This window comes from Streptomyces sp. NBC_00057 (assembly GCF_045041165.1).
Lineage (GTDB): Bacteria > Actinomycetota > Actinomycetes > Streptomycetales > Streptomycetaceae > Streptomyces.
In genome coordinates this window covers 4,941,475-4,964,655 of sequence record NZ_CP108256.1, presented here as the reverse complement: position 1 = coordinate 4,964,655, position 23,181 = coordinate 4,941,475, and the positions used below count along the sequence as shown (strand labels likewise).

Genomic DNA, 23,181 nt, shown 5'->3' with positions numbered 1-23,181 from the left:
ACGGACAACGATGCGCAGCTGGGGTTCATGCGGGCGGGTGATCTGCGGTGCGACGAGGGGTGAGGGCGGGGAGGTGCGGGCGAGGAGGTGAGGGCGGGCTACTCGGTCCGGTCCGCCATTCCGGGTTCGACGACCCAGCGGCTCGGATGCCCGGTGATCTCGGCGATCCGGTCGTAGTCCTCGTCGTAGTACAGGACGGTGTCGCCGTGCCGCTGTGCGGTCGACGCGATCAGCAGGTCCGCGAGCGAGAACGCCGCTCATAGCTCGCCCACCATCCGCTCGATGAAGTCGGTCGACTCCCTCACCCCAAGAGCCGACGACACCGAATGTGGATGTGGAACAGCTCCAGAAGGCCCTGGAAGCAGCGCGACTTGGCTGTGCGCACCAGCGCCCCTCACCCGATCGCCCCACAACGTGACACCCACCCCCTCACTCGCCTCCCGGCTGCGCCCGCTACCCCAGCATGCTGACCTCCCTTTCGCTGAGCGCACCGGAGAAGGCCCGGACCTGGTCGACGGCCCCGTGCAGGAACTCGCCCCACCCGTCGGCCGTACGTCCGCGGCCGACCTGGAGGCCGCCGCCACTCGTCCAGCTGTCATGGAACTCGGCGATACCCGCGGTCCCGGCATAGCCGTCCACGAAGAGCGAGATCCGGTCCGTCGCATCGTCGTAGACGACAGCGATCAGGTGCCCCGTGCCCTGGCCGCCGTCCGGCCACTCGATCCGGGCGACCACCGTCTCGGCAGCTCCCGGCTCGTCCGCGTGGGACATCACCAGTTCCCAGCTGTGTGTCGAGGGCGCATAGCGAACCTTGAAGGCGTCACCGTGTACGCCGCCCTGGGAGAGGGCCGTCATCGGATGGTCCGGCTCCTGGTCGGCCAGCCGCACCCTCGCGCTCACGCTGAAGCTGTCGCCGGTGTCGACGACCGGCTTCTCCGTGGCCGCGTAGCCCGAGACGCCGTCCAGGTTCAGGTGGCCCTCGCCGTCGAGCACCAGGTCCGAAGGTGGGACGCACTCCGGGTCCGCCGCCGGGTCGCACGCGTCGTCGGTCCGGTGGATCGACGCGCCCGGACCGAGCGTCAGCGGCTGCCCGCCGCTCGACTCGGCGCTGACACCTTCCGGGGCGGTCTCCAGCGCCCAGTGGCCCAGCAGTTGCGCCTTCCGGATGCCGAGCTCCGCGATCTCGGACGTCGAGTGTCACGTTGCCGCGAGGGGCAGGTGGGCGCCGGGCGCTACTGCACCGGTCGCAGCCCCAGCGGTCCCGCGATCTCCTCAGCCATCACCCGGCCCGCCTCCTCGGCCAGCTCGTCGTCGGCCGTCTCCGAGTCCGTGTCCAGGCCGTCCAGCTCCTGGAGGGGCTGGTTGAGGCGGATGTGGGCGATGAGGGACTGGAGGGCGCGCAGGGTGGCGGATGCGGTGGAGCCCCAGTTGGAGAAGTAGGAGAACTGCCACCACCACAGGGCCTCGGTCGTGCGGTCCTCTTCGTAGTGGGCCAGACCGTGGCGCAGGTCGGTGACCAGGTCGGCCAGGTCGTCGGAGATACGGGCCGGCACCGGGGCCTTGCGGGGCTCGTACGGGTCGAAGACCTCGGAGTAGACGTCGATCGGCTCCAGCAGGGCGGCGAACCGCTCGCGCAGGCCGTCGGCGTCCGGCTCGGCGCCCAGATCCGGCTCGTAGCGCTCGTCGGGGACGATGTCCTCGTACGCACCGAGCCTGCCGCCCGCAAGCAGCAGCTGAGAGATCTGGAGCAGCAGGACGGGGACGGCCTCCTCGGGCTCCTCGACCTTGGACACCTCGGTGACCGCGACGATGAACGTCTTGATCTGGTCGGCGATCTGGACGGCGAAGTCGTCCGGGTCCTGCGTGACGGAGTTCAGCGTGGCGTCAGACATCGAGGGGACCTCCCGTGGGCACGGTCGCGAACGGTGAGTAGAACATAGCGTCGCTGAACGTAAAGCCGTCGTGAGCCGATGCAAGAACATCGGACGTCGTCATCATGAAGGCATCAGACATCGAGCAGGCGCCTCCCCTCGAAGGCGCGGCCCAGGGTGACCTCGTCCGCGTACTCCAGGTCGCCGCCCACCGGCAGGCCGCTGGCCAGCCTGGTGACCCGCAGGCCCATCGGCTTGACCATCCGCGCCAGGTACGTCGCGGTGGCCTCGCCCTCCAGGTTGGGGTCGGTCGCCAGGATCAGCTCCGTGATCGAGCCGTCGGCAAGACGGGCGAGCAGTTCGCGGATGCGCAGATCGTCGGGGCCGACGCCCTCGATCGGGCTGATCGCGCCGCCGAGCACGTGGTACCGGCCCCGGAACTCACGGGTCCGCTCGATCGCGACGACATCCTTCGGCTCCTCGACCACACAGATGACCGTCTGGTCGCGGCGCGCGTCGCGGCAGATGTTGCACTGTTCCTGCTGGGCGACATTGCCGCAGACCGAACAGAACCGGACCTTGTCCTTGACCTCCAGGAGGGCATGGGCAAGGCGGCGCACATCGGTCGGCTCGGCCTGCAGGATGTGGAAAGCGATCCGCTGCGCGCTCTTGGGACCGACGCCGGGCAGCCTGCCCAACTCGTCGATGAGGTCCTGAACCACGCCTTCGTACAACGGAACGCCTTCCTGGAACGAGCTATGAATACAACTTACGAGTTCGGATCGCAGGTCAGAAGAGATCTGAAGGATCAGAAGCGTCAGAAGGGGAGGCCGGGCATGCCGCCCAGACCCTGGGCCAGCGGGCCCAGCTTCTGCTGCTGGAGCTGCTGCGCGTTCTCGTTCGCCGCCTGGACTGCGGCGACGACGAGGTCCGCGAGCGTCTCGGTGTCCTCCGGGTCGACGGCCTTGGGGTCGATCACCAGACCACGGAGCTCGCCGGAGCCGGTCACGGTCGCTTTCACCAGACCGCCACCCGCCTGACCCTCGACCTCGGTCCTGGCCAATTCCTCCTGGGCCGCGGCGAGATCCTGCTGCATCTTCTGGGCCTGCTGCAGCAACTGCTGCATATTGGGCTGACCACCACCGGGAATCACGGTCACTCCTGGCAATTCGACGACAAAATGTTTCGGTACGCCGAGCCTACGTGGTCGCCGTGCAGCGCGCCCCACCCACTGGCGAGCAACTCTTTCGAGTGAGTTCCAGGCAGCGTCGGCGAGACTCCTATACCTGATCACAGACCCTGTACACCCGGGAATACCGCGATTTCGACCCCACGGCCCACCATTCGGCGGTAGGAAGGGCATGCGCTCAGGACACACAGGTGCACCGCTCGTCACGCAAGGTTACGTACGCGGGACAGTCGGCCACGCCGGAGAGCAGTGATCAGCCCACCGTCGAACACACCGCCACACATCAGGCGTCGCTACGCAGAATGCAGAGGAGTACCCCGGTGAGTCAGCCGGAGATGCAGCCCGAAGGGCCGCCCCGCAACGAGCCCGGCTCGGCCGGCTCGGGCTCCGGCGCACGCGGCCGGGATGCGGGGGGCCGGGATCTGACCGGTACGCCGTTCCCGCTCGGCGACTGGGGCGAACCCGCCGAACGCCTCGACGAGCTGTACCGCTGGGTCGAGGCCAATGCGCTGCACACCGCCCGCTGGTATCTGCGCGACCGGATGTGGAAGCGGCGCGGGGCCAGGGCGCTGCGGATCGGTACGGCGGCCGGGGCGGTGGCGGGCGCCGCGCTGCCGCTGCTCGATCTCACCGGGGCGCTGGGCGGGGCGGCGGGCTGGGGCTATCTGTCGCTGCTGCTGGGCGCCGCGTGCATGGCGTGCGACCGGTACTTCGGCCTGACCTCGGGCTGGATAAGAAACCTCGCCACCGCCCAGGCCGTGCAGCGGCGCCTTCAGGTGCTGCAGTTCGACTGGGCGTCGGAGTGTGTGCGGGAGGTGCTCGGCCCGACCGAGGGGACGGCCAGCGAGGCCGCCGAGCGGTGTCTGGGGGTGCTGCGGCGGTTCTCGGAGGACATCACGGAACTCGTACGGACCGAGACCGCGGACTGGATGGTGGAGTTCCGGGCCGGGCCCGCACCGATGGGCATGCAGGCGCTGTCGTCGGGCAGCGGGGGCGGCGGCCGTACGGACCAGGGCGCGCCGCCGGGACGGTTCCCGATGCAGACGATGGCCCGGCCGAACATGCCGCGGCAGCGGCCCCCGGAGTCCCCCCGGTGATCCCACCGCGGTGACACCGGGGGCGCGTGACTGCCTTGATGCCGGTACTCGTACCTGTACCGGCACCTGCACCCTGTACCGGTATCTGCTCAGCTGAAGATGATCATGGAGCCTTGGGCGAGGCTGCGGGTGGCCGCCGCGTGCAGGCCCAGCCAGACGTGCCGCTCACGGGCGAACGGACTGCCGTCGTACGGAATCGGGCCCGCCGGCTCCTCCAGGGAGGTCGGTGCGGCAGGCGGCAGCGGGGCGGCCGGCGGGTTCGCCGGATCGATGCCGATGGACGGGGCGACGAACGCCAGCTCCCGCAGCAGCCCGTGCGCCGAGCCGAGCGGGCCGCCGCCCCCCAGCAGGTCGTCGTTGGAGAGCGGGAAGGCAAAGTCCAGCGGAACGTACGCCCCCGCATGGTCGTAGTGCCAGACCAGGTGGGATTGCTGGGCTGTAGCCCCGAACATCTCCAGCAACTGCTCGTAGTCCCCGCCCAGTTCGTCGACGGGCGTGACGGCGAGGCCGCTGAGCTGGAGCAGATGAGCGCGGCGCAGAAAGTGCAGTGCGTCGTAGTCGAAGCCCGCAACCGGGGCGACTTCGCCGGTCAGGCCCGGCATATAGGCGTACACGGGGACGGGCGGCAGTCCGGCCTCGCCCAGTGCCTTGTCGTAGACGGCAATCTCTTCGGCGAACGGGTTGTCGGGGCTGTGGCACAGCACATCGACGAGGGGGACCAGCCACAGGTCACAGGCCACGAAGTCTCGCTCTCCCACAGGTGCGCATCGGAATATTCACAACGGTCGGGACAGCGTAATGCGGTGGGCTCGTCGCGCACAGTGGCCGAGGGTCACGGGTAGGGGCCGGTCGTGGCCCGTGGCCCCGGCCGACGCGGTCGGCGCGTGGGGGCTGCGGCTCCTGACGTGCGGTCAGCGTATCGGGGGCATCGGCTCCTGACGTGCGGTCAGCGTATCGGGGCGGCGGCTCCTGACGCGCGGTCAGCGTATCGGGGCCGACGGCTTCTGACGTGCGGTCAGCGCGTCGGGGGCTCTGGCTCCGGTGACCCGGGGGGCGGTGCCTGCCCGGTCGGCTGCGGGTCGTGGCCCGGGTGCGTGGGGTTTCCGGCCGCGAGCCGGTCCGCCCAGCTCAGCGCGTGTGCGTTGAAGTCGTCAATCACCGCACGCACCGCGTCGTGGCTGCCGAGCGTGATCGCCGCGACCAGTTCCGGATGGCCGTGCCAGAGCCAGTCCCGGGCGCCCGCGTCATGGCGCAGGTACGGCACCGCGAACACCCAGGCCTGGACGCGCAGCCGGTGCAGGAAATCGTTGATGTACGTGTTGCCCACGAGCGCGCCTAGCTCGCGCCAGAAACGCAGGTCGTAGCCGATGAGGATGTCGAGGTCGCCGCCCTGCGCCGCCCGTGCGGCCTCCTGGGCCCTGCGGCGTACGGAGACCAGGCAGTCCGGGTACGTCGCCGTCTGCGCGGACGACAGCGCGGACCCGTGGAAGATGCCGCGGATGACTCCGTCCATGACCAGGGTGCGGGCCTCGACCATCGACCGGTAGCCGGCGACGGTGAACTCACGCACCCGGAAACCGCGGTGCTGATCCGATTCGAGCAGGCCCTGCGCGGAGAGATCGAAGAGCGCCTCACGTACCGGAGTCGCCGAGACACCGTACTGCTCGGCGATCTGCTTGACGGTGAACTCCCGTCCCGGTTGCAAACGCCCGGCAAGCACTTCGTCACGCAGCGCGTCCGCGATCTGCTGCCGCAGCGTACTGCGGGTTACAGCTCCGCTCGCGCGCATGGCGCCCCTTCCCCATTTTTCGGCTTGGGTCACCTTAAGCCAGGGTCGCCGTGCCCGGATCCGGGCAGGGGAGGGGCGCCGTACTGCTGGGTAGCGCGGGCCCGCGCTACACGGTGTACTCGTCCGCGACCGACAGCGCCACGTCGAGAGCGGCGAGGCCCTCCTTGGCCTCGGCCTCGGTGACGTTGCAGGCCGGAACGGCGTGGGTGCGGTTCATGTTGATGAAGGGCCACAGGCCGTTCTTCTTCGCCGCCGCGCCGAAGGCCGCCATGGCCGCGTTGGCCTCGCCCGCAGCGTTGTACGGGACCAGCGGCTCGCGGGTCTCCTTGTTGCGGACCAGGTCCAGCGCCCAGAAGGCACCGAGGCCGCGGACCTCGCCGACCGACGGGTGGCGTTCGGCGAGTTCGCGCAGGCCGGGGCCGAGGACCGTCTCGCCGATGTGGGCGGCGTTCTCGATGACCTTCTCGTCCTCCATCACATGAATGGTGGCAACAGCGGCGGCGCAGGCCAGCGGGTGACCGGAGTAGGTCAGTCCGCCCGGGTAGGGGCGGGTCTCGAAAGTGGCGGCGATCTCGGCGGAGATGGCGACACCGCCGAGCGGTACGTAACCGGAGTTGACGCCCTTGGCGAACGTCATCAGGTCCGGCACCACGTCGAAGTGGTCGGCGGCGAACCACTTGCCGGTGCGCCCGAAGCCGGCCATCACCTCGTCGAGGATGAAGACGATTCCGTACCGGTCGCAGATCTCGCGTACGCCCGCGAGATAGCCGGGCGGCGGCGTCATGATGCCCGCCGTGCCGGGGATCGTCTCCAGAATGATCGCGGCGATGGTGGCAGGGCCCTCGAAGGCGAGGGTGTCCTCCAGGTGTTGGAGCGCGCGGGCGCACTCCTCGGCCTCGGTCTCGGCGTGGAACGGCGAGCGGTAGAGGAACGGGGCCCAGAAGCGGACGACGCCCGCCGAGCCGTTGTCGGACGGCCAGCGGCGCGGGTCACCGGTCAGGTTGATCGCGGTGGAGGTGGCACCGTGGTACGAGCGGTAGGCGGAGAGCACCTTCGTACGGCCGGTGTGCAGCCGGGCCATCCGGACGGCGTTCTCGACGGCCTCCGCGCCGCCGTTGGTGAAGAAGATCTTGTCCAGGTCACCGGGGGTGCGCTCGGCGATGAGGCGTGCGGCCTCGGAACGCGCCTCGATCGCGAACGCGGGGGCGAAGGTGGCGAGCTTGCCCGCCTGCTCCTGGATCGCGGCGACGACGGTGGGGTGCTGGTAGCCGATGTTGGTGTAGACGAGGCCGCTGGTGAAGTCCAGGTAGCGGTTGCCGTCGTAGTCCCAGAAGTACGCCCCCTCGGCGCCGGCGACGGCGAGCGGGTCGATCAGGCCCTGGGCGGACCAGGAGTGGAACACGTGCGCGCGGTCGGCGGCCTTCACGGCCGCACCGGCAGCGGGGTCGACATGCGGGGCATGCGGGGCATGAGGGGTCATGCGGTGAGCGTAGGTCGCGCCGGGAGCGGCTCGACATGGCCACCTTGTATGGCGTGGGGCGCTTTGGTGGGCAGGGTGTCGGGTCGGGCGCGGTGGGTGGCGGCGGGGCGGGCAGCGGGAACCGGGGGCCGTCCGGTGACCGTCTCTGTGACGGGCGCCGAATCAAGCTTGTCCGGCGATTGAGGACAGAGCAGGAGGCAGGACCGGGGGCACCCCACGGACGGGCCTGAAAACCACGCCCGCCGGGGCACACCACGCGCCGCTATTCTCAACGCGTTCCGGCGTATCGCCGCGCGGGGGAGGACGCACACCATGGAAAAGCTCGGGCCCACCGACCCACAACGCATCGGCGCCTACCGCCTGCTGGGCCGGCTCGGCGCAGGCGGCATGGGCCAGGTCTATCTGGCCCGCTCCGACCGCGGCCGCACCGTGGCGATCAAGCTGGTACGCGGTGAGCTAGCCGAACAGCAGGAATTCCACGACCGCTTCCGCCAGGAAGTGCACGCCGCCCGCCAGGTCGGCTCCGCCTGGACCGCCCCCGTGCTGGACGCCGACACCGAGGCCGCCGTGCCCTGGGTCGCGACCGGATACGTCGCCGGGCCCTCCCTCCAGGCCACCGTCGCCGGCCGCGCGGGCACCCCCGTGGGACCGGCTTCCGGCGCGTACGGCCCCCTGCCCGAGCGTTCGGTTCACATCCTGGGTGCCGGTCTCACCCACGCCCTCCAGGCCATCCACGCCGCCGGGCTCATCCATCGCGACCTCAAGCCCTCCAACATCCTGCTGACGATCGACGGACCGCGCGTCATCGACTTCGGTATAGCCCGGGCACTCGACACCGTCGCCGAAGGCGGCGGCCTCACCCGCACCGGGGCACTGGTCGGTTCGCCCGGCTTCATGGCGCCCGAGCAGGTGCGGGGCGAGCGGGTGACCCCGGCGTGCGACGTGTTCTGTCTCGGCTCGGTACTGGCGTACGCGTCGACAGGCCGGCTTCCGTTCGGGGCGTCCGACAGCGGCGTGCACGCGCAGATGTTCCGGATCGCGCAGGAGGACCCGGACCTGACCGGTGTCCCGGTGGACCTCGTCGAACTGGTCAGGGACTGCCTGCACAAGGACCCGGCCGCCCGTCCGACGACGGACGCGATCCTGGAACGCCTGGCCGACGGCGACACGACGGAGCCCTGGCTCCCGGGCGCACTCATCGCCCAACTCGGCCGCCACGCCGTGGAACTGCTGGACTCCGAGGACCCGGAGGAAGCCACCGAGGCGGCGGGCGCGGCACCGGCAATACCCGCAGCGCCCCCAGCACCCGAGGCGCCCGAAGCACCCACGGACCGCCCCGCCCCGCAGACGCCCGGCGCCGGGCACACGCTCTCCCCGATGGCCGGCACCCCGACGACACCCGCCCCCGCGCCCGCCCCGCCCCACGGGCCGTCCTCCCCCGCGTACGGCTATCCACAGCTGCCCGCCCAGCCGCACCCCGGCCAGGCCTTCGGCACCCAGCAGAACTACGCCGGATACGGATATCCGCAGCAGCAACAACCCGTCTTCGGCGCCACACCCCCGTACGGCCCCGGCTACCCCGCCGTCCCGCAGCCCGGCCCCGAACCCGCCCGCCGCGGAAGGGGTTCGACCATCGCCCTCGTCGCGGTCGCCGTGCTTGTCGCCATCGGTGCGGGCGGCTCCGTCTACGCGCTCATGAACGAAAAGGGGCCGACGCACAACCCGTCCCCCACCGCCTCGCCGTCCCCTTCCCCCTCGAACTCCCCCGTCACCGACGATCCGTCGTCCCCGGAGGCGGACCCCTCCCCCTCCGACGAAAAGAAGAACAGCGACGGCCCCATACCCGCCGGCTACCTGGGCACCTGGTCGGGCTCCATCGACAACCGTTCCTAGCCAGTGTGCATGAGTGAGTCCTGGACCCACCGATGTGTACTGGGTGCATCCCGAACGGTGTTGGATGCACTGGGTTGCCGCTTTCGCGTCCCGTTCGGTGGCACGTCTCTGGGGGCGTGATCCGTTGCGGGTGGGCGGGTTCCCTCACGCCCCCGGTCACCTGGTCCGGCCTGGACGGTCCGATGCCCCGCACGATCACTCCGGTCGTGTGGGGGCGGTGCCGTCCGACGCCGGACCGGGTGCCCGAGGGCGCGTCGTCCGATCGCGATACCAGCGGCATCATGACGGGACATCTTTCGCTTGGGGGTGGCCAGTGGTTTCTGCCAGTGCTGGGCACCCCACATCGAGGTGTAGGCGGGGTCGACCGCGACAATGCTCAGGCCCTGTTCGGCGGCCATGGAGACCAGCCGGGCCTTGAGCCTGCCGGTCGGAATACCGGAGATCAGCTGCCGGAACCGCTTCCTGCGGCCGTGCTTCTCCCGGGTCTTCTCGGCGGTGAAGTCGAGGTCCTCGATGCCGATCGCGGCGACACCGGCCTGCTTGGCCCAGTGGATCAGCCGGGTCAGTGCGTGGCGGATCTGTGCGTCTCGGTGAGCGGTGGTGCCGGAGAGGTCGTAGGGGAAGCGGTGCGGGTCACCGACCGGGTTGCCGTGCGGGTCGAGGTGGTAGGCGGCGAAGTGGTCGGCGTTGGTGTCGACGCCGATCATGCCTCGGGCGCGGGCGGCCTCCAGCGGGATGGTCTGGACGGCGGGGCGTTGCCAGAAGGCGGTGAGGTACCAGCGGCTGCGGTCGGTGTCAAGGTGGATGCGGTAGGCGACGGCCCGGTTCGCTTCGGTGCGGTCGGCCCACTCCACGCCCCGGTGCGCGAACGCCACGGTCGAGGTGAGGGTGTACCGGCCGTGCTTGGCGTTGGCCAGGTGCGCGAGCGGAGCAGGCAGTCTGATCGATACTTCGCCGTCCGGGGTGACGCGGATGGTCTCGTTCCCGAACCGTTTCCCGGACTCGCCGTCGGCGGCGATGAACCAGCGTTCCGCCTCCCAGCGCTCCCGCCACCGCTCCTCGGTCAGCCGGGCCCGGGTGAGGTGGTGGCGGGTGTTGAGGAGGCGTTTACCGCCCCGCACGACCCGGACGCGTCCGGCCTGCCGGTCACGGACCGCGGCATCATGCCGGGCTTCCAGCGCCACGAGACGGCGGGACTTGTGGAACCACTCACCCTTGGAACGGTAGCCACCGGCTGCCCGCTTCGTTCCCGGCGCGCCGATGGGGAGGGACAGGCGGTGCCGCAGCGTCCCGATCCCGGCTTCCAGATTCCGGATGTGCGCCGCCTGACAACGGCGCGCCAGCGCCCACTGATCGTGCGTGGCCTTCGTGATCGCACCCGCGATCCGCGACGACGACAGCGCGGTCAGGTCCCGCTTGCGCGACGCCCACGTGTCCGCACTGTGCTCCAGACCATCCGCACAACGGGCCCTGAGATCACGCGAAGCCAGCGCACCCTGATGCTCACCGACCGCACGCAGGACCATCTCGTCCTGGGGCGTGAGGTGCTTCAGACGGTCCCGGGCCGCCACCCCGCACGGCCCGGGCACCACGAAGGGCGCCGCCAACTCCCGCACACCACCCACCACAACACCCCTTCCCCAAGACTGGAAACCTGCCACCTGCCCAACGAGCAGCAGACGCCAAGGTCACCCATTCGACCCCAGAACTTCCGTTCCCACTCGGTGAACCCGCCGACAGGACTCACTCCTGCTCACTCCAACGCACTTCAACACAGCAAACCGACAGCAGCTCACAACCCCTCGGGCCACTCCACCCGGGAACTCGTGATCCAGCAGGGCACGGTCGGCCAGACCGTCCTCACCCTCACCGCGGACGGCCCGCTCGACAGCGGCGGCTCCTACCACTGCGTCTTCCGGGCGGACCTGACCGCGGAGCCGTCCCCGAACGGCCCCGTGGAGGCCGGCCCCTCCACAGTCGTCGTCGGCGAACCCATGTCGTCCTGCACCGCGGGCAAACCCACCACGCTCACCCTGCTCTTGGACGGCTCCCTGCGCCGCGAGAACACGGACACCGGCGAGCAGCTCACGTACACCAAGGCCGACTGATCAGCCCAGCAGAGCGGATGCCGCGTTCAGCAGCAGCAGGGTGTGGACGAACCGGTCCGGCGCGGTCGGCGGGAAGTGCCACACCAGCGGCCAGGTACGGCCGGTCAGGGCGGGGATGGGCACGTAACTGATCCGGCCCACCGCCGCGTTCAACGGAGTCGCCCCGGTCGGCCAGGACTTGCGTACGGTGCTTCCGGCCGGGACCAGGAAGTACACCGCCCGCCGCCCGTTCGCCTCGGTGACGACGGGGCCCGGCTCGCCGCCGGTGATCGCCTCCATCAGGAGAGCGAGCTGCCGCCCCTCGTCGCCGTCCACACGTACGGCGTCGAATTGCACGCCCGCCTTGCGGAGTTGAAATCCGGAGGCCGGAATCCATTCAAATTTCAGTTCACTTTTCGGCGCATTCACGGGACCAGTCTGCCCCCGGTTGACTAGCGTTTCCCTTAACTGACGAGGGGCGTCGCAAACCCGTTGACCTGCGCGAACTCCCCTGACCCTCAGTTGAGTTCGGTCGGGCCGGGTAGTGACCGGTTGAGACCGGTTGAGTCGAAAAGGGATCGCAATGGCGCGAGCGGAAAACAAGGAAATGGCGAGTCCGACGGCGCAGATGATGGCCGAGGTGGCCCGCACAATGCGTATCAAGCGAAAGTGGACACAGGAACACCTGGGCAACGAAATCGGCTACTCGGCGGCGGCGGTGAGCGCGATGGAAACCTGCGCGCAGCCCGCGAGCGACGACATGCTGGCGGCGTTGGAACGGGTACTCGGCGACGGCATGGGGATCTTCGAGAGCGCACGCCGATACACGCGGATGGAGAAGTACCCCGAACAGTTCAAGAACTACGCGCTGCTGGAGCAGGACGCGGTGGGGCTCCAGTTGTACGCGACGTTCGTCGTCCATGGCCTCTTCCAGACAGAGGCGTACGCGCGGGCGCTGATCGGAGGCGGATATCCACCGCTGTCCGACGCGCGAGTGGAGGAACTGGTCGAGGCGCGGATGGCGCGGAAGGCACTCTTCGACCGGGAGCTGGTGGCGCTGATCGAGCTGGTCCTGGAGGAGTCCGTACTCACCCGGGGAATCGGCAGCCAGGAGATCATGCGGGACCAGATGCGGTACCTCGCGGAGTGCGCGCGGCGGCGCAACGTCACCCTTCAGGTACTCCCGCTGGACTGCGGTCTGGGCGGAGAGCACGCGGGTGACCGTGGAGACATCAATCTGGTGGAAAGGCCTGCCCACGACCGCCTCCTGTTCCTGGAAGTGCAGGATGAAAGCCTGCTGATCAGCGATCCTGCCGAGGTGAGCACACGAGCCCAGCGATATGCGAAGATCCGAGCACAGGCCCTGGATCCTCGTAAATCGCTGGGCCTCATCGAGCGGTTGGCAGGAGACGAGGAATGAGCAACACCCTGCGGTGGTTCAAGTCCAGCTACAGCGACAGCGGCGGCGGCAACTGCATCGAAGTGGCCTTCGACTGGCGCAAGTCCTCGTACAGCAGCGACAGCGGCGGCGAATGCATCGAGGTCGCCACCTGCCCCCACGCCGTCCACGTCCGGGACTCCAAGGTGCCCGAAGGGCCCACCTTCGCGGTCGCTCCCGACGCCTGGTCGGCGTTCCTCACCTGGGCGAACTGACGGTTCACGGGGCCGGGCACACCCCGGCCCCGCGCCCCTGTCAGGGACGGCGGTTGTGGGTTCCGGGGGTGTAGCCGAAGGCTCGGCGGAAGACGTCGATGAAGGCGCTGCTGGAGGACCAGCCGCAGCGATGGGCGACCGTGGTGACCGGCATGTCCTCGGCCAGCATGCGCAGGGCGTGGTAGAGGCGTAGCTGGGTGCGCCACTGGGGGAAGGTCATGCCCAGCTCGCGTCGGAAGAGGCGGCTGAGGGTGCGTTCGCCGGCTCCCGCCGTGGTTGCCAGGGCGGCCAGAGGGCGCGGGTCTGCGGGGTCGTGGTGCAGGAGTTCACAGACGGCCGCGAGACGGGCGTCCGTGGGCGCGGGCAACTGGACGGGCTGCTGGGGCGACGCGCGCAACTGATCGAGAAGGACAGCGCGCAGGCGGCATCGTTCGGGGGTGTCGTCGTGTGGGCTGCGTGTGGAGGCGAGGATCAGTTCGCGCAGCAGGGGGCTGACGGCAAGGACGGATGGGTCGTCGAGGCCCAGGGGGTTGGTGCCGGCGGGCAGGCCGAGCAGGTGCAGATCGAGGCGGCCGTGGGCGCGGTGGGCGCGGACACATCCTGCGGGCACCCAGATGGCGCGCGTCCCGGGGGCGAACCAGGTGCCGGCGGCGGTTGTCACGGCCAGGACACCGGAGCCCGCGTAGATGATCTGGTGGTCGTCGTGGCGGTGCTTGAAACGGCCACCGACCGCCCGTCGGCCACGGCGCGTCCGGAACCCACCGCCGACACCGCGTCCTAGACCAGCGGCTTGGCCGACATCAGCAGGTGCTGGTGAGCGGGGTGCGACGCATCGTCCGCCGCGTCCTCCCGGGACGCCCGGCCGGTGACCATGGCGCGCTGGCCGGGGCCCATCAGGTCGAACCGCACCACGGGTGCGTCGAACGAGGCCAGGGCGTCCATCAGGTACGAGGGGTTGAAGGCGACCGTCAGCTCATCGGTGCCCTCGAGGACGGCAGGCAGACGCTGGGAGGCGACGTCGTCCTCGTAACCCGCCTGCAACAGCACCGAGCCACCGGAGAAAGTCAGTTGGAGCGGGCTGCCGCCCTCCGCGACCACGGCGACGCGCTTGACGGCCTCGACCAGGGGTGCCCGGTCCGTCACCGCGGAGACGGGATCCACCATGGCGAACAGCTTGTCGTGGCGCGGCAGTCGACCGTCGAGCAGACGCACCGTGGTGCGCATCCCGGCCAGTTCGAAACCGGCCGAACCACCGTCCAGCGCGAGTTGGACCATTCCGGCCCGGCCGAAGGAGCGGGCGATCTCGGTCAGCCTGCGGGCGGAGACCACGACGTCGGCCGAGACGCCGTCCTTCCCGGGCTTCCAGAGGAGCGTGCGTACCGCGAACCGGTAGCGGTCCGTGGCGGCGAGCGTCATCGTGTCGCCGTCGAGCGCCAGCCGGATACCGGTCAGAATCGGCAGCGTTTCGTCCCGGCCCGCCGCCACCGACACATGGGCGACGGCCGCGGCGAACTCCTCCGCGTCCACCGCGCCGAGCACCTCCGGCAGCGAGGGCAGCGCCGGATAGTCGTCGAACGGCAGCACCGACAGTCCGAACCGGGCACTGTCGCTCGTCAGCGAGAACCGCGAACCCTCGACCGCGCACTGCACCGCACCCTCGGGCAGCACGCGGCAGACATCGAGCAGCCGACGGCCCATGACCAGCACCTTCCCGGCCCGTACGGTCTCCGCCTCCACCTCGATGCACGCGGACGCCTCGTAATCGAGGCCCGAGATGCGCAGCCGGCCGTCGGAAGCCTCCAACAGCAGCCCGCCCAGCACAGGAACGGGCGAGCGCGTGGGCAGCACCCGGGCCGCCCAGGCCACGGCGTCGGTCAGTGCGCTGCGCTCAATGCGGAACTCCATGGCGGCGGCCTCTCCCGGTCGTCTCTGATCGTGGTCGTGATCGTGAGCCGACACTAGGGGCCACCACTGACAACGGGAGAAAGAAGGACGGTCGCGGCCGGCGACAGCGGCCACCCCCGTGAGCCGCTGCCGCCGTCCCCGTGCCCCTCCCCCGAGGGGCCCCGCAACCGTGTTCGGACTCTAGGACTTCGGGGTACGCGACAGAAAGATTCAGTTCGCACTGTGTGGGCCGTCAGGGGTATCAGTCCGCACAGCCGGACCAGTACGCTGCACACCGGTCTTTGACAGGAGCGCAGGAGCGCCGGGACACAGAAGCAGAGGACGCGTGCACGCGCGGGAACGGGCCGACGACGTACTGCGGATGTACCGGCTGGCCCGATCCGGCGGATCGCAGGAGCTCCTGCGCTGGGTGTCCGGCCGGGCGGAGGGCTGGGCCGGGCTGCTCGACGGTGACGGCACCGTTCTGCACGGCGTGACCCGGACCCCGGACCGTACGGGCGTCGAGGCCGCCGCGCTGGCCACCGAGGGCGTGAGGGAACTGGCGTCACTCGGCGCACACTCCTTCTCTTTCGACAGGGGGCCGCACACCGCGTTGTTGTTCCCGCTGGACGGCACGCCGAGCGCCTCTCCCCCGGTCCTTGCCGTCGTCGCCCCTCGCCCGCTGCCGGACGGACTCGTCACGCTTCTCTCCGACGTGGCGTTGCCTCTCGCCATGTGCTGGGCCGCGGAGACCGTGGAACGCAAGCGCCGCCGGGTGGACCTCGCGGAGTCCCGCAGCCGGGAAGCGGTGCTGCATCTGCTCATGACCGGCCAGCTGTCCATCGCCCATCAGGTGGCGGGCGCGCTGAAGCCCACGCTCCCCGACCCCGTCCGGGTGTGCGTCGTGGAGTGCCCGGGCGGGCGCCGGGACGAGGTGGCACGGATCTGCGCGGAACTCTCCGGCGGCCGGTCCTGGATCGTGCGGTGTCCGGTGTACGCACGCCACCTGATCCTCGTCGTGCCGGCGGACCCGGACGTGGCCGAACAGCAGCTCGGGCGCCGGGTCGCCGACGTGGTGGACGAGTGTGTCGTGGGGGCGAGCGAGGACGTACCGCTGTCCGACACGGCGACCGGGTACCGCCAGGCGTTCCATGCCCTGGCCGTGGCCCGCGGGCTGCCCGCCCGGCATGCCCGCTTCGGCTCGGCGCCGGAGGCCGCCCTGGTCGTCGGCGCGGCCGGCGCGCAGTGGGCGGATGCGCTGCTGAACCCGTTGCTCACGCATCTGCCGCGGCGCAGCCATGACCCGGGCAGCCAGGAGCTCGCGGCGACCCTCTCCTCCTGGCTCGCGTTCTCCTCGCACGCGACCCAGCATCTGAAGATCCACCGGAACACGCTGGCCGCACGGCTCCGGCTGATCGGCGAACTGCTCGGTCGCGACCTGAACCGGCTCGCCGACCAGGCCGCCCTCGACCTGGCCCTGCGCATCCGCGCCACGCCCACCGTGCCCCGGACGGTCGGCCCGGCCGGGGCAACGCCTGCGCCGCCCCACCGGCTGGACGACATCCTGCGCGGCCCGGCCGTCCAGGAATGGGCGGCCCAGCAGCTGCGCCCGCTCACCGCGTCCAGCTCTTCCCGGACCGCCGCCGACCCGCGGGCAACGCTCCGCACCTGGCTGGAGCACGAGGCCCAACTTGGCCCGACGGCCGCCGCGTTGGGCATTTCGGTGCCGGGGGCCCGTAAACGCCTCGCGCGGCTTGAGTCGATTCTTCAGCGCTCGCTGCTGCAGGCGCCGAGTGCTCGTTACGACCTGTGGCTGGCCTTCCGGGCCCTGGACGTCGCGGGAGCGGACGCCGCCCGGTGAACCGAAACGGGGGGCGTGTCCGGCCGGGGCCGGGCACGCCGCCGGCTCGACGGCGCGATCGGCTACAGCGAACTGCGCACCGGAACCAAGCTGTCGGGAGCGCACCAGCTCGCCATCGACTCCACCGTCCCGGCCGTCGACACGATCGGCTCCAGCACGTACCCGTACCGGGAGATCGAGTACGCCTACACCTACGGCCGGCCGCCCGCCGACTCCCTGGCCTCCAGCTTCCTGGGCCATCTGAGCCGGGGGGAACGGCCAGGACGTGATCCGTACGCACGGACATCTGTCGTGCGCGACGCCGAAGGGGCTGCGGGTCTGCGGCGAGGACTGACCGGATGCCGAGAGGGCCGGGACTCAACGTCCCGGCCCTCTCGGCGCGTTCGCAGCTCCTGCGGAAACTCCTACAGGAAGGAGTTGATCTCGATGGTCTCGGTGCGGCCGGGGCCGACACCGATCGCGGAGATCGGGGCGCCGGACATCTCCTCCAGCGCCTTCACGTACGCCTGCGCGTTCTTCGGCAGATCAGCGAAGGTCTTGGCCTTCGTGATGTCCTCGGACCAGCCCGGCAGCATCTCGTAGACCGGCTTCGCGTGGTGGAAGTCGGTCTGGCTGTACGGGAGCTCCTCGACGCGCTTGCCGTCGATCTCGTACGCGACGCACACCGGGATCTGCTCCCAGCCGGTCAGCACGTCCAGCTTGGTGAGGAAGAAGTCGGTGAGACCGTTGACCCGGGTCGCGTACCGCGCGATCACCGCGTCGAACCAGCCGCAGCGACGGTCGCGGCCGGTGGTGACACCGCGCTCGCCACCGATCCGGCGCAGCGCCTCGCCGTCCTCGTCGAGCAGCTCCGTCGGGAACGGGCCGGCGCCGACGCGGGTGGTGTACGCCTTGAGGATGCCGATGACCCGGCTGATCTTCGTCGGTCCCACGCCGGCACCGGTGCAGGCGCCGCCCGCGGTCGGGTTCGACGAGGTGACGAAGGGGTACGTGCCGTGGTCGACGTCGAGCAGCGTGCCCTGACCGCCCTCGAAGAGGACGACCTTGCCCGCGTCGATGGCGTTGTTCAGGACCAGCGTCGTGTCGGCGACGTACGGCTTGATCTGCTCCGCGTACTGGAGCATCTCCTCGACGATCTTGCCGGACTCGATGGCGCGGCGGTTGAAGACCTTGGCGAGGAGCTGGTTCTTCTGCTCCAGGGCCGCCTCGACCTTCTGCTCCAGGATCGACTCGTCGTAGAGGTCCTGGACGCGGATGCCCACACGGTTGATCTTGTCGGCGTACGTCGGGCCGATACCCCGGCCGGTCGTGCCGATCTTGCGCTTGCCGAGGAACCGTTCCGTCACCTTGTCGATCGTGACGTTGTACGGAGTGATCAAATGGGCATTACCGCTGATCAGCAGCTTGGACGTGTCCACGCCGCGATCGTTCAGCCCACTCAGCTCGGAGAGCAGGACGGCCGGGTCGACGACGACACCGTTTCCGATGACCGGGGTACACCCCGGCGAAAGGATTCCGGAGGGGAGGAGATGAAGTGCGTACTTCTGGTCACCGACGACCACCGTGTGGCCGGCATTGTTGCCGCCTTGGTAGCGCACCACATAGTCCACGGATCCACCGAGGAGGTCGGTGGCCTTTCCCTTGCCCTCGTCACCCCACTGAGCACCGAGCAGCACAAGTGCGGGCACAGGCGTACACCCCTTCCGGGCGGGGCATGTCCAAGGTCAGGGGGCGTACGTAAACGTCGTACATGCCGTACGACGATGTACGACAAGGCCTGAACCGTCGAACCGGGTGCCCCGGAATAGACGAAGCCCCTGGCGCAATAGCGCAAGGGGCTCTTGCACCAAGATGCTACCCGAGGAAGGACCGAGGTGTCGGCTGCCCAGCCCCCCGGCGACGATGCGCACCAGCTGCTGGTGGTCATCGACCCGGTAGCCCGCCGGACCGACGGCGAGTCCGTCCGTATCGCGAAGGACGTGCTCAGCGCCGGTTCGCACGCCAAGATCTGTCTGCCCGACGGGCCCGAGGAGTTCGCGCGGGCCTTGTCCCGCCGGGGCAGTCGGCGGCCGGTGGTGGTCGGCGACGACCGGGCGCTGCGGCGGGCGGTGTCCCTGCTGCACCGGGAGCGGGAGCCGGCCCAGGCCGCACTCTCGCTGATCCCGGTCGGCGCCGCGGCCGCGCTGGAACTCGCCCATTCGCTCGGCGTGCCCCTTGGCGCGGTGGCGGCGGCGCGCACCGCGCTGGACGGCGCCGTGCGCAGGCTCGACCTGCTGGTCGACGACAGCGACGGCGTCGTCCTGGGCGCGCTGCACATCCCGGCCCTGGGTGCTCTGCCGGGCGCGGTGGCCGCCCATACGGGGGTCACGGCGGTCTGGGACACCTGCCGCACCCTGGTCCGCACCCTGGTGCACCCCACCCCGCCGACGCCCCCCGCCCCGCCGCGCACGCACCGGCTGCGGGTCGAGGCGGACGGCGTCCTGCTGAACGATCTGGACTGCCCGGTCGAGTCGGTGACGGTGACCTCGCAGGGCGGCGACGGGGGCCTCGCGGAGGTGGTGATCCGCACTCCGGCGTCCGAACCGGTCACGGCGGAGGCGAAGGCCGTCACGGTCTCGGGCGCGGACTTCCGCTACCGCGCGGACATACAGGTCGGCGGCCCGGTCCGGACAAGGACCTGGACGGTACGGGCGGGGGCCTGGGGGCTGATGCTGCCGGTGGGCAAGGGGTAGCCTCCGAGCGGGCTGGGCGGGGCCGCGCGGAAGGGCGGGGCCGGAGATGTCCGACAGTTGACGACCGGCCCGTCACGGAGTCCGTGCAGCCCGCACCCGCCACCTGCACCGCGTTCGCCGCCGTGGCGGAACGGCAGGCCGGGCTGCGGGGCCCGGACCCGGTGAAGCCGCGGGCGGCGGGCGATGTGCTGGTGGGGCGGGAGGTGATCTGGTGGCGGGTGCCCATGCTGCGGTACGTCGCCGGAGCCGCGGGGACCCTGTGGTCACTGGGGTACGCGAGCGCCATCGCCGCGCTGTGCTGGGTTCTGGGCGCCGACATGGTCCCGGACCTGTTGCAGGGCCTCGCCGCCCGGGCCGGTGCGACGGGCGTCGTGCGGGGCCGTCAGGCGTGGCTGCGGCCGTCGGCCATCGGCAGGTCGAGCGTCTTGCGGTGCTCGCGCCAGCGGTCCATCATGCCGCTCAGCTCCGACTGCACGAACTCGAAGAACGCCGCGGTCTCGGCGAGCCGGGCGCCGGCCGGGGTGTGCTCGCCCAGGGTGCGGGCGCCGTCCTTGAGGGTGTTCTCCCAGCGGGTGATCACCCGGTCGCGCTGGGTGAAGGTGGTGTACCAGACCTCGTCGTGCAGGCGGTAGCGGTCCCGGCGCGAGCCGGGGTCGCGCTCGCGGCCGATCATGCTGACCTGCGTGAGGTAATTGACCGCACCGGACACGGCCGCCGGGCTGATCTGCAGCGCCACGGCGAGCTCGGCGGAGGTCATCGACCCTTCGTCGTCCGCGAGAAGCGCGGCGAAGACACGGGATGCCATCCGCTGCATCCCCGCCTCGGTCATGTCGGACGCGAACCGCTCCACGAACCGCGACACGGCCTCCGCGTCCCGCTCGTCGCGCATGCTCTGTTCGGTTTCGCTGGTCATGACCCGATCGTCTCCCCTGATTCCCCGGCCCCCGCCGCGCCCCCAACTTTATACGCTTCCTTAACTTCACAAGTTTATGAAAGTAGCGTACCTTCAAAAACATGACGAAGGCAATCACGGTGGCCGGGCTGCACAAGTCGTTCGGCCGGACGCATGCGCTGGACGGCCTCGACCTCACGGTCGAGACCGGTGAGGTCCACGGCTTCCTGGGACCCAACGGGTCCGGGAAGTCCACCACCATCCGGGTGCTGCTGGGGCTGCTGCGGGCCGATTCCGGCGCCGCACAGCTGCTCGGCCGCGACCCGTGGAACGACGCGGTCGAGCTCCACCGGCGGGTGGCGTACGTCCCGGGTGACGTCACGCTGTGGCGCAACCTCTCCGGCGGCGAGGTGATCGATCTGTACGGGCGGCTGCGCGGCGGCCTCGACCGGACCCGGCGCGCCGACCTCGTCGAACGGTTCGAGCTCGACCCGACGAAGAAGGGCCGTACGTACTCCAAGGGAAACCGGCAGAAGGTCGCCCTCGTCGCCGCGTTCGCCTCCGATGTGGATCTGCTGATCCTGGACGAGCCGACGAGCGGTCTCGATCCGCTGATGGAGGAGGTCTTCCAGGACTGCGTCGCCGAGGAGCGTGCGCGCGGGCGGACGATCCTGCTGTCCAGCCACATCCTCAGCGAGGTCGAATCGCTCTGCGACCGGGTCAGCATCATCCGCCAGGGGCAGACGGTGGAGACGGGTTCGCTGGCGGACATGCGCCATCTGACCCGTACGAACATCAGCGCCGAGCTGGCCGGTGCCCCCAACGGGCTCGCGCAGCTGCCCGGCGTCCATGACCTCGACGTCCAGGGCCTGCGGGTCACGCTCCAGGTCGACACGGACAGGCTGGACGCGGTCCTCAAGTCGCTCTCCGCATCGGGGGTACGGACGCTGACCAGCACCCCGCCCACGCTGGAGGAGCTCTTCCTGCGTCACTACGCGGCCGACGCAACGGGCGCGACCGGCACGACGGACAGCGGCGAGGGTGTGGGGGTGGCGGCGCGATGACCGCCGTGACCATGACCGCACCGGTCGGCGCGGGACGCCGGACCGGGTCCGCTACCGGGCAGCTCGCCGGCACCCGGCCCCTGCTGAGGCTCGCGCTGCGGCGCGACCGGATCATGATGCCGATCTGGGTGATCGTGCTCGGCGCTTCCTTCTCCTCCGTCGGGAAGTCCTTCTCCTCGCTGTACGACACGGCCGCCCAGCGCGCCGAGCTCGCCGCTTCTATGAACGCCAACAGCTCGCTCCGGGCGCTGTACGGACCGGTCTTCAACGACTCCGTCGGCGGGCTCGTCAGCTGGCGGATGGTCGGCTTCGGCGGAGCGCTGGCAGCCGTGATGAGCCTGATCGTCGTCATCCGGCACACCCGGGAGGAAGAGGAGACCGGCCGTCAGGAGATGCTCTCCTCCGCCATGGTGGGCCGCCGTGCCCCGCTGACCGCCGCACTCCTCGCCGCGCTGATCGCCAACGCCGCGCTGGCTCTGATGATCGCGGCAGGTATGGCCGGGTCCGGCGGGGGCGGCGCGGGAGCGGTGGCGCTCGCGCTGGCGATCGCCGGGATCGGCATGCTGTTCGCCTGCACCGCCGCGATCGCCGCACAGTTCACCGAGAGCGCACGGCTCGCGAAGGGACTCACAGCGGCAGTGATCGGTGCCGCTTTCGTACTGAAGGCGGCGGGCGACTCGGCGACGGACGACGGCTCGTCCGTACTGACCTGGCTCTCCCCCATCGGCTGGGCGGAGAACGTGCGCGCGTACGCGGACGAGCGCTGGTGGGTGCTGCTCGTCATCGCGGCGGCCGTCGCGGTCCAGGCCGCCCTCGCGTACACCCTGGCGGGTCGGCGCGATGTCGGCATGAGCTTCCTGGCGACCCGGCCCGGGCCCGCGCAGGGGCGGATCTCCACGGCGTTCGGTCTTGCGCTGCGGCTCCAGCGCGGTTCGCTGATCGGGTGGACGCTGTCCTTCGCCGTGGTCGGTGTCGTCTTCGGCGGGCTGACCGGCGGGGCGGCGGATCTCGTCGGCGACAACGCGAAGACGCAGGAGATCTTCGAGCGGATGGGCGGACAGTCCGGGCTGACCGACGCGTTCCTCGCGGCGATGGTCTCGATGCTCGGGATGGTCACGGCGCTGTACATCGTCGCGACGGTGCTGCGGCTGCACGGCGAGGAGACCGCCGGGCGCGCCGAACCGGTGCTGGCGGGCGGGGTGAGCCGGATCGGGTGGGCGGCCGGTCATCTGGCCATCGCCTTCGGCGGCGCCGCCCTGATCATGGCGGTCGGCGGCCTCGGCCTGGCCGTCGGCTACGGCCACGAGCTCCCGGCCGTGCTGGGTGCGTCGCTGGTGCAGTTGCCTGCGATCTGGCTCCTGGGCGGAGTGGCGGTCCTGCTGTACGGGGCGCTCCCGAAGGCGGCGGTGGCGTCCTGGGGCGTGGCCGGGATCTGCCTGGCACTGGGGTGGATCGGGCCCGCCATCGATCTGCCGCAGCCGGTGATGGACGTATCACCGTTCACGCATCTGCCGAAGCTGCCGGGTGGTACGGGGATGGAATGGGGCCCGGTGCTGGCGCTCACCGCGACCGCGGTGGTGCTGGTGGGAGCCGGGGTGGCGGCGCTGCGGCGACGCGATGTCCTGACGTGACGCGAGGGCGGGGCCGCCCCGGGTGCAACCTCCCCCTGGTGCACCCGCGTCACCCTGA

At 70.5% G+C, this 23,181-nt stretch carries 22 protein-coding genes and 2 pseudogenes; 10 read left to right on the top strand and 14 right to left on the bottom strand.

Annotated features, from left to right (window positions below):
- Positions 1-98: 98 nt before the first annotated feature.
- The 5 genes from OG953_RS23440 to OG953_RS23420 form a co-directional block, all read right to left on the bottom strand.
- Positions 99-236: a hypothetical protein gene (locus OG953_RS23440; RefSeq protein WP_405692010.1), complete on the bottom strand. Its 138-nt coding sequence runs from the start codon at positions 234-236 to the stop codon at positions 99-101.
- Positions 237-453: 217 nt separating this feature from the next.
- Positions 454-993 (bottom strand): LamG-like jellyroll fold domain-containing protein, encoded by a 540-nt coding sequence (locus tag OG953_RS23435; RefSeq protein ID WP_405686631.1) that lies wholly within the window; start codon positions 991-993, stop codon positions 454-456.
- A gap of 239 nt (positions 994-1,232) precedes the next feature.
- Entirely contained in the window at positions 1,233-1,892 is a 660-nt protein-coding gene (locus tag OG953_RS23430) for a DUF5063 domain-containing protein (RefSeq protein ID WP_093899341.1), read from the bottom strand.
- Between the two features lie 113 nt (positions 1,893-2,005).
- Positions 2,006-2,605: a recombination mediator RecR gene (gene recR, locus OG953_RS23425; protein WP_093899342.1), complete on the bottom strand. Its 600-nt coding sequence runs from the start codon at positions 2,603-2,605 to the stop codon at positions 2,006-2,008.
- An 83-nt stretch (positions 2,606-2,688) separates the two neighbouring features.
- The gene (locus tag OG953_RS23420; RefSeq protein ID WP_405686629.1) at positions 2,689-3,024 is read right to left on the bottom strand and encodes a YbaB/EbfC family nucleoid-associated protein; all 336 of its coding nucleotides are present in this window, start codon (positions 3,022-3,024) and stop codon (positions 2,689-2,691) included.
- A 356-nt stretch (positions 3,025-3,380) separates the two neighbouring features.
- Between OG953_RS23420 and OG953_RS23415 the strand changes: the two genes are divergently transcribed.
- Positions 3,381-4,157, top strand: coding sequence for an SLATT domain-containing protein (locus OG953_RS23415; protein ID WP_405686628.1), 777 nt, complete (start codon positions 3,381-3,383; stop codon positions 4,155-4,157).
- An 89-nt stretch (positions 4,158-4,246) separates the two neighbouring features.
- On the opposite strand, the gene OG953_RS23410 is transcribed toward OG953_RS23415, so the two are convergent.
- The 3 genes from OG953_RS23410 to OG953_RS23400 all read right to left on the bottom strand — a co-directional run bounded on the left by OG953_RS23410 (position 4,247) and on the right by OG953_RS23400 (position 7,426).
- Positions 4,247-4,897 carry a hypothetical protein gene (locus OG953_RS23410; protein ID WP_405692008.1) on the bottom strand — a complete coding sequence of 217 codons (651 nt, stop codon included), beginning with the start codon at positions 4,895-4,897 and terminating at the stop codon, positions 4,247-4,249.
- 275 nt (positions 4,898-5,172) lie between these two features.
- The gene (locus OG953_RS23405) at positions 5,173-5,946 is read right to left on the bottom strand and encodes a GntR family transcriptional regulator (RefSeq protein WP_405686626.1); all 774 of its coding nucleotides are present in this window, start codon (positions 5,944-5,946) and stop codon (positions 5,173-5,175) included.
- 106 nt (positions 5,947-6,052) lie between these two features.
- Entirely contained in the window at positions 6,053-7,426 is a 1,374-nt protein-coding gene (locus tag OG953_RS23400; protein WP_405686625.1) for an aspartate aminotransferase family protein, read from the bottom strand.
- Between the two features lie 312 nt (positions 7,427-7,738).
- Here OG953_RS23400 and OG953_RS23395 point away from each other — a divergent pair, with 312 nt between their 5' ends.
- Entirely contained in the window at positions 7,739-9,319 is a 1,581-nt protein-coding gene (locus OG953_RS23395) for a serine/threonine-protein kinase (protein ID WP_405686624.1), read from the top strand.
- Here the strand turns inward: OG953_RS23395 and OG953_RS23390 are convergent.
- Positions 9,316-10,944 (bottom strand): IS200/IS605 family accessory protein TnpB-related protein, encoded by a 1,629-nt coding sequence (locus tag OG953_RS23390; protein ID WP_405686622.1) that lies wholly within the window; start codon positions 10,942-10,944, stop codon positions 9,316-9,318. The two genes, OG953_RS23395 and OG953_RS23390, sit on opposite strands and share 4 nt — an antisense overlap.
- A gap of 201 nt (positions 10,945-11,145) precedes the next feature.
- On the opposite strand from OG953_RS23390, the gene OG953_RS23385 reads away from it, so the two are divergent.
- Entirely contained in the window at positions 11,146-11,427 is a 282-nt protein-coding gene (locus OG953_RS23385; protein WP_405686621.1) for a hypothetical protein, read from the top strand.
- On the opposite strand, the gene OG953_RS23380 is transcribed toward OG953_RS23385, so the two are convergent.
- Positions 11,428-11,814 (bottom strand): hypothetical protein, encoded by a 387-nt coding sequence (locus OG953_RS23380; protein WP_405692006.1) that lies wholly within the window; start codon positions 11,812-11,814, stop codon positions 11,428-11,430. It abuts the gene before it with no gap.
- A 175-nt stretch (positions 11,815-11,989) separates the two neighbouring features.
- On the opposite strand from OG953_RS23380, the gene OG953_RS23375 reads away from it, so the two are divergent.
- Together OG953_RS23375 and OG953_RS23370 are read left to right on the top strand one after the other, a co-directional pair.
- Complete coding sequence (locus tag OG953_RS23375) at positions 11,990-12,826, top strand: Scr1 family TA system antitoxin-like transcriptional regulator (protein ID WP_405686620.1); 837 nt, start codon at positions 11,990-11,992, stop codon at positions 12,824-12,826.
- Positions 12,823-13,059 (top strand): DUF397 domain-containing protein, encoded by a 237-nt coding sequence (locus tag OG953_RS23370; RefSeq protein ID WP_405686619.1) that lies wholly within the window; start codon positions 12,823-12,825, stop codon positions 13,057-13,059. Before OG953_RS23375 ends, OG953_RS23370 begins: the two co-directional genes overlap by 4 nt.
- Positions 13,060-13,099: 40 nt before the next feature.
- On the opposite strand, the pseudogene OG953_RS23365 reads toward OG953_RS23370, so the two are convergent.
- Together OG953_RS23365 and dnaN are read right to left on the bottom strand one after the other, a co-directional pair.
- Positions 13,100-13,780, bottom strand: a pseudogene (locus OG953_RS23365) (AraC family transcriptional regulator); the annotation flags it as partial.
- Between the two features lie 56 nt (positions 13,781-13,836).
- Positions 13,837-14,964 carry a DNA polymerase III subunit beta gene (gene dnaN, locus OG953_RS23360; RefSeq protein ID WP_405686618.1) on the bottom strand — a complete coding sequence of 376 codons (1,128 nt, stop codon included), beginning with the start codon at positions 14,962-14,964 and terminating at the stop codon, positions 13,837-13,839.
- 361 nt (positions 14,965-15,325) lie between these two features.
- Here dnaN and OG953_RS23355 point away from each other — a divergent pair, with 361 nt between their 5' ends.
- Both OG953_RS23355 and OG953_RS23350 read left to right on the top strand, forming a co-directional pair.
- Complete coding sequence (locus tag OG953_RS23355) at positions 15,326-16,804, top strand: helix-turn-helix domain-containing protein (protein ID WP_405692004.1); 1,479 nt, start codon at positions 15,326-15,328, stop codon at positions 16,802-16,804.
- A 42-nt stretch (positions 16,805-16,846) separates the two neighbouring features.
- Positions 16,847-17,138: pseudogene (locus OG953_RS23350) on the top strand (phosphate ABC transporter substrate-binding protein); the annotation flags it as partial.
- 70 nt (positions 17,139-17,208) lie between these two features.
- Here the strand turns inward: OG953_RS23350 and OG953_RS23345 are convergent.
- A complete protein-coding gene (locus OG953_RS23345; protein WP_405686616.1) occupies positions 17,209-18,492 on the bottom strand; it encodes an adenylosuccinate synthase in 1,284 nt (427 codons plus the stop codon).
- Between the two features lie 186 nt (positions 18,493-18,678).
- Between OG953_RS23345 and OG953_RS23340 the strand changes: the two genes are divergently transcribed.
- Complete coding sequence (locus OG953_RS23340) at positions 18,679-19,536, top strand: diacylglycerol kinase (protein ID WP_405686615.1); 858 nt, start codon at positions 18,679-18,681, stop codon at positions 19,534-19,536.
- 382 nt (positions 19,537-19,918) lie between these two features.
- Here the strand turns inward: OG953_RS23340 and OG953_RS23335 are convergent, their stop codons facing one another.
- A complete protein-coding gene (locus OG953_RS23335; protein WP_405686614.1) occupies positions 19,919-20,449 on the bottom strand; it encodes a GbsR/MarR family transcriptional regulator in 531 nt (176 codons plus the stop codon).
- Between the two features lie 101 nt (positions 20,450-20,550).
- Here OG953_RS23335 and OG953_RS23330 point away from each other — a divergent pair, with 101 nt between their 5' ends.
- Together OG953_RS23330 and OG953_RS23325 are read left to right on the top strand one after the other, a co-directional pair.
- On the top strand, positions 20,551-21,492 hold the full coding sequence (locus OG953_RS23330) for an ATP-binding cassette domain-containing protein (protein ID WP_405686613.1): 942 nt from the start codon (positions 20,551-20,553) through the stop codon (positions 21,490-21,492).
- Complete coding sequence (locus OG953_RS23325) at positions 21,489-23,123, top strand: ABC transporter permease (RefSeq protein ID WP_405686611.1); 1,635 nt, start codon at positions 21,489-21,491, stop codon at positions 23,121-23,123. The genes OG953_RS23330 and OG953_RS23325 overlap by 4 nt, the downstream gene beginning before the upstream one ends.
- Positions 23,124-23,181: the final 58 nt, after the last annotated feature.

What these genes read in the sequence shown, in the direction of transcription:
- OG953_RS23430 (WP_093899341.1), bottom strand. Translation starts at nt 1,892, where the DNA reads ATGTCTGACGCCACGCTGAACTCCGTCACGCAGGACCCGGACGACTTC.
- OG953_RS23405 (WP_405686626.1), bottom strand. Translation starts at nt 5,946, where the DNA reads ATGCGCGCGAGCGGAGCTGTAACCCGCAGTACGCTGCGGCAGCAGATC.
- OG953_RS23400 (WP_405686625.1), bottom strand. Translation starts at nt 7,426, where the DNA reads ATGACCCCTCATGCCCCGCATGCCCCGCATGTCGACCCCGCTGCCGGT.
- OG953_RS23395 (WP_405686624.1), top strand. Translation starts at nt 7,739, where the DNA reads ATGGAAAAGCTCGGGCCCACCGACCCACAACGCATCGGCGCCTACCGC.
- OG953_RS23375 (WP_405686620.1), top strand. Translation starts at nt 11,990, where the DNA reads ATGGCGCGAGCGGAAAACAAGGAAATGGCGAGTCCGACGGCGCAGATG.
- OG953_RS23370 (WP_405686619.1), top strand. Translation starts at nt 12,823, where the DNA reads ATGAGCAACACCCTGCGGTGGTTCAAGTCCAGCTACAGCGACAGCGGC.
- dnaN (WP_405686618.1), bottom strand. Translation starts at nt 14,964, where the DNA reads ATGGAGTTCCGCATTGAGCGCAGCGCACTGACCGACGCCGTGGCCTGG.
- OG953_RS23355 (WP_405692004.1), top strand. Translation starts at nt 15,326, where the DNA reads ATGTACCGGCTGGCCCGATCCGGCGGATCGCAGGAGCTCCTGCGCTGG.
- OG953_RS23335 (WP_405686614.1), bottom strand. Translation starts at nt 20,449, where the DNA reads ATGACCAGCGAAACCGAACAGAGCATGCGCGACGAGCGGGACGCGGAG.
- OG953_RS23330 (WP_405686613.1), top strand. Translation starts at nt 20,551, where the DNA reads ATGACGAAGGCAATCACGGTGGCCGGGCTGCACAAGTCGTTCGGCCGG.
- OG953_RS23325 (WP_405686611.1), top strand. Translation starts at nt 21,489, where the DNA reads ATGACCGCCGTGACCATGACCGCACCGGTCGGCGCGGGACGCCGGACC.